Origin of the sequence: Chitinophaga sp. (assembly GCF_036566945.1) — a bacterium.
Lineage (GTDB): Bacteria > Bacteroidota > Bacteroidia > Chitinophagales > Chitinophagaceae > Chitinophaga.
On record NZ_DATCVJ010000296.1, the window covers coordinates 1 to 4,599 of the forward strand.

General features: G+C 48.8%; 3 protein-coding genes and 1 pseudogene. 2 read left to right on the top strand and 2 right to left on the bottom strand.

Going from position 1 to position 4,599, the window contains the following annotated elements; all coding sequences use genetic code 11:
- Together VIP81_RS08785 and VIP81_RS08790 are read left to right on the top strand one after the other, a co-directional pair.
- Positions 1-752, top strand: a 752-nt coding sequence (locus VIP81_RS08785; RefSeq protein ID WP_331958592.1) for a formylglycine-generating enzyme family protein, incomplete at its 5' end; no start/stop codon positions are given.
- Between the two features lie 8 nt (positions 753-760).
- Positions 761-2,248 (top strand): DUF1254 domain-containing protein, encoded by a 1,488-nt coding sequence (locus VIP81_RS08790; RefSeq protein ID WP_331958595.1) that lies wholly within the window; start codon positions 761-763, stop codon positions 2,246-2,248.
- A 157-nt stretch (positions 2,249-2,405) separates the two neighbouring features.
- Here the strand turns inward: VIP81_RS08790 and VIP81_RS08795 are convergent, their stop codons facing one another.
- Together VIP81_RS08795 and VIP81_RS08800 are read right to left on the bottom strand one after the other, a co-directional pair.
- Entirely contained in the window at positions 2,406-3,845 is a 1,440-nt protein-coding gene (locus VIP81_RS08795) for a RagB/SusD family nutrient uptake outer membrane protein (protein ID WP_331958598.1), read from the bottom strand.
- A 37-nt stretch (positions 3,846-3,882) separates the two neighbouring features.
- A pseudogene (locus tag VIP81_RS08800) lies at positions 3,883-4,599 on the bottom strand (hypothetical protein); the annotation flags it as partial.

Below are 4,599 nucleotides of genomic sequence, written 5' to 3' on the forward strand. Positions count from 1 at the left end.
CTCCCGGTACTCCCGAACCCAAAGATGATTTGCTGGTACCCGGATCTATGGTATTTGTTGCACCAGATCATCCGGTGAACACCTCCAATATTGGCAACTGGTGGAAATGGGTGGCAGGTGCCTCCTGGAAACATCCGGAAGGCCCCAACAGCAATCTGGACGGGCGTTGGAAACATCCGGTGGTGCAAGTGGCCTGGGAAGATGCCGCAGCTTACGCCAAATGGGCCGGTAAACGTTTGCCCACCGAAGCAGAGTGGGAGTACGCCGCCAGAGGTGGAAAGGCCGAACAACGCTATGCCTGGGGCAATGAGTTTACACCGGGGCATCATTATATGGCCAATACATTCCAGGGCCATTTCCCGAATAGTGATTCGGGAGATGATGGATTTAAAGGAACTGCTCCGGTAGCCAGTTATCAGGCCAATGCCTACGGGCTATTTGATATGACCGGTAATGTATGGGAATGGACGGAAGACTGGTACGACGCCTCTTTATACAAGAAAATTAATACCCGCGCTGTATTGGTAGATCCCCAGGGACCTACTACCACCAATGATCCGGACGATCCCTATGCGATCAAACGGGTAACCAAAGGCGGCTCTTTTTTATGCGCCAACGACTATTGCGTGAATTATCGCCCCAGTGCGCGCAGGGGAACCTCCTTCGATTCCGGTGCTTCACATATCGGTTTCCGTTGTGTGAAAGATAAACCCGGTGATACAGGTAAAGCAGTATTGGTGCAGAATAAATAAAAATAAGAATGATAAAGACGATAGTAACTGGCCTTTTTATCTGTTGCGCAGCGTTGTCCTGCAAATCCCCCAAAAGTACCGTACCGGAAAATATGCAGCGTAACGTATCGGAATCTATGTTGGATTCCGATACCGCTACGGTATACATGGATAAAGAATTACCCGCCAAAAGGTCCATTGGTACCCTGTTCGAAAAAATGGATTACCAGGAAGCGGTGCAATGCTATTTATGGGCGCTGCCCATTGTGGCCTTCGCGGAGTGGCAACGCGTACATCAGGAAGTGTTTGGAGCTGGCAGTAACGACCTGGTATACTATAACAGTTACGAAGATAAATTGGGTATTTTAACTGCCAACGCGACTACGCCTTACATCATCAGTTTTATTGATCTCGCTAAGAATGGTCCTACGGTGATTGAAATGCCTGCAGGGCATACGGCTGGTGGACTGGCAGATTTCTGGCAGCGGGAACAGGCCGTTATAGGCGAATTTGGACCGGATAAGGGGAAGGGTGGAAAGTATGTACTACTCCCTCCCGGCGCGGCTGATTTCAACGCGCCCGGGTTCTTTACAGTGCCATGCAATACCATGAACGTATTCTTCGGTTTCCGGGCATTGGACCCCGATTCCGTGAAGGCATTGGCGCTCGTAAATGGCGTAAAAATTTATCCTTATGCTCAGCGGGCAAATCCCACTCCCACCAGGGTGATTAGTCCCGCAGGAAAAAAATATTTCGGTGGTCAGCCACATGGCATGGCCTACTGGGAACGGCTAAACGCTATTTTACAGGACGAGCCGGTGGCAGAAAGGGATCGTTTTTTTATGGCGTGGCTGGATAATCTGGGACTTAAAAAAGGGAAGTCTTTTGCTCCCACGGAAAGGCAAAAGAAAATCCTGATGGCTGCCGCTACCGCTGGAGAACAAATGGCGATGGCCAATTCATTTGCAAAACGTTTCGACAGTGTATATCACTGGGCGGACAGGAAATGGGATTACGTGCTGCTACTCAGCGATCCTTCTCAACGCGCGCAAAACTATGATGAGTTTTTTCAGCGTGCTTCCTACTTCTTTGAAGCGGTGACCTATTCCAAATCTATGATCACCCAGGTACCTAACGTAGGACAGGCCTATTTAGGCGCCTATGAAGATCAGGATGGGCAATGGCTGATGGGAGGCATCAGTTATACCTTACATGTACCCGCCAATCCACCTGCAGTAAATTTCTGGTCGCTGACCGTATATGACGCCGCTACCCGGTGCCTGATAGATAACCCTCAGCGGAACGCAGATCTCTCTTCCCGCAAAGATTTAATCCGGAACAGTGATGGTTCCGTAGACCTTTATTTTGGTCCCAAAGCACCGGCAGGAAAAGAAAAGAACTGGGTGCAGACAATACCTGGAAAACACTGGTTTGCCTATATGCGCTTTTATGGTCCTACCGCCGCTTATTTCGATAAGAGCTGGAAGATGGATGATATGGTGCGGGTGAAAGAGTAAGGCGAAAACAGGGGTGTTAAAATTATCATGACGGTAACGGATATACGTTTGTAACGCCTCACATATTCATGCCATTTTGCGGGAAATATTTCTCCATGCCCGCAAACAGTTTTACAGGGTTCTCTTCCCTTCCAGAAGAGAACCCTGCAAAAAAACATCAATACCCCGTATTCTGCCCCAGCGCCGGATTCTTCGCTACTTCCGTAGCCGGAATCGGCAACAGCACATAATAAGGTTTATAAGAAGCTGACAACTCCGGTTCTTCCGTAGCGGAAGCCGTTACTGCCGCCTGAGGATATTTACCCCATCTGATCAGGTCTAAGCGGCGGTGTCCTTCTCCTACTAATTCCCAGGCACGTTCCTGGTAAATTTGATTCCTGAATTGTGCTTGTGAAAGACCGGAAACATCATCCAGGCCAGCGCGTGTTCTTACTTCGTTCAATGCATCTTCTGCCACGCCGGTATGTCCGTTTTCATTGGCGGCTTCTGCGAGCATGAGCAGTACGTCGGCATATCTCAGCAAGTAAATATCCAGACCGCTGTTACGCTCTCCTGCGTCGAGGCGCCACCACTTTGGTCCAAACCAGACATCCACTTTGTTGGTGGCATCGGTTTTGAAAGCGGTGCCATTGTAGCTGGTGGCAATGAGCGATGCTTTCCTTTTGTCTTTCGGATCAAAGCTGTTGGAGAAGCTATGGTAAGGCACATAAGAGCGATACCAGGGCTTGTCAACGAAGGGAGCTACACCTACAGTGTTGTTAGGGGAGTAGAAGGCGTGCTGGTAGCTATTGAGCAGGTCTGTTTGAAAGTCTATTTCAAAGATCGACTCCCGGTTGAATTCATTGTCGGCAGTGAATACATCGGCATAGTTCGGGAGTAAGATATAGACGCCGGAAGTTTTGATCTTCATCGCTGTTTCTTCCGCCTTTGTATAATCTTTGGTCCATAGGTATACTTTGGTGAGCAGGGCGAGTGCGGCGCCGCTGGTGGCACGGCCGTTGTCGGACGACTGATAGGTAGCCGGCAAGCCTGCTGCTGCTTCGGTGAGGTCCGCGATCATTTGTTTGCGGATGTCTGCTACTGCTGTTCTGGGGAAGGTTTTCGACTGATCTATATCGGCATAGTTGTTTTCATTGTATAGTACGGCATCCCCGAATAAGCCGGTAAGATAGTAGTAGAAGAGTGCCCGCAGGAATTTCGCTTCACCCAACACACGGGTTTTGGTGGCCGCAGAAATAGAGGGCGACTTTGTTACTTTATCAATGACCAGGTTGGCGGCGTAAATGCCTTTATAAAGACCTCCATACATCACCGGCGCACTGCCGGGTGTTCCGGCGGTGATATTTAAAGGACCGGGATGCGGTGTTCTGATCACGTCACAATTCTCATCCAGGACGGACCACAGCTCCTGCTGAAACAGGCGGTTAGGGTAGGAGCCTACCAGCCAGTAATACACGCCGTTTGCGCCTTGTATGGCGTCCTGGTCGGATTTAAAGAACTGATCAGGAGAAAGGAAACTTTTAGGCTCTTCCGTCAACGATTTTTTGCAGGAAGTGAAAGTGGCAAATGCTATCGCTATTAAAAATATTTTCTTCATTGTTATTATTTTAAATATCATCAATCAATGCCTGCTGTTACAGGGTCAGGTTCACGCCAATAGCATAGGTTCTGTTTTGCGGGTAGTTGGTGTTATCAAATCCGCGCAGGGTAGAACTGGTGCCGTAGGAATTGGTTTCCGGATCGTAGTAAGGATAGTTGGTGATATTGAATAAGTTGGTGGCAGTAAGATATACGTTCAGGTTATTGATCCATTGACTGTGCATGGCTTTTCCTGATAGATTATAGCCCAGGTTGATTGATTTCAGGCGCAGGAAAGAACCTTTGTATACCCACATGGTAGAGGGGATATAGTTCCTGGAGTTCACACGCGGGATGTCGGAATTGGGATTGGAAGGCGACCAGCGGTCTTTGACCATGGCGTATTGATTCGTCAGTGGCTCACCTGTTTTGTAGAAATCATCTGCGAGGTTCATCACATCGTTGCCAAAGGATCCCTGGAAATAAATGTTCAACGATAAATTTTTGTAACGGAACGTGTTACCAATACCGCCGAAGAATTTAGGGTTGCCATTACCTATCACACTGAAATCTTCCTGGCCAAATTTTCCGTCACCGTTGCGGTCTACATACAAAGGATCTCCTAATTTCGGATTGGCACTTGGATCTACGGCGCCTTTAGGCACTGCATCTGATTTGCGTACGCCATAGTAGGTAGCGCCCCAGAAGGTACCTACGGGATGGCCTACCTGTAATTTGCTCACGGTGCTATAACCACCAAAGTCGATGCCGGC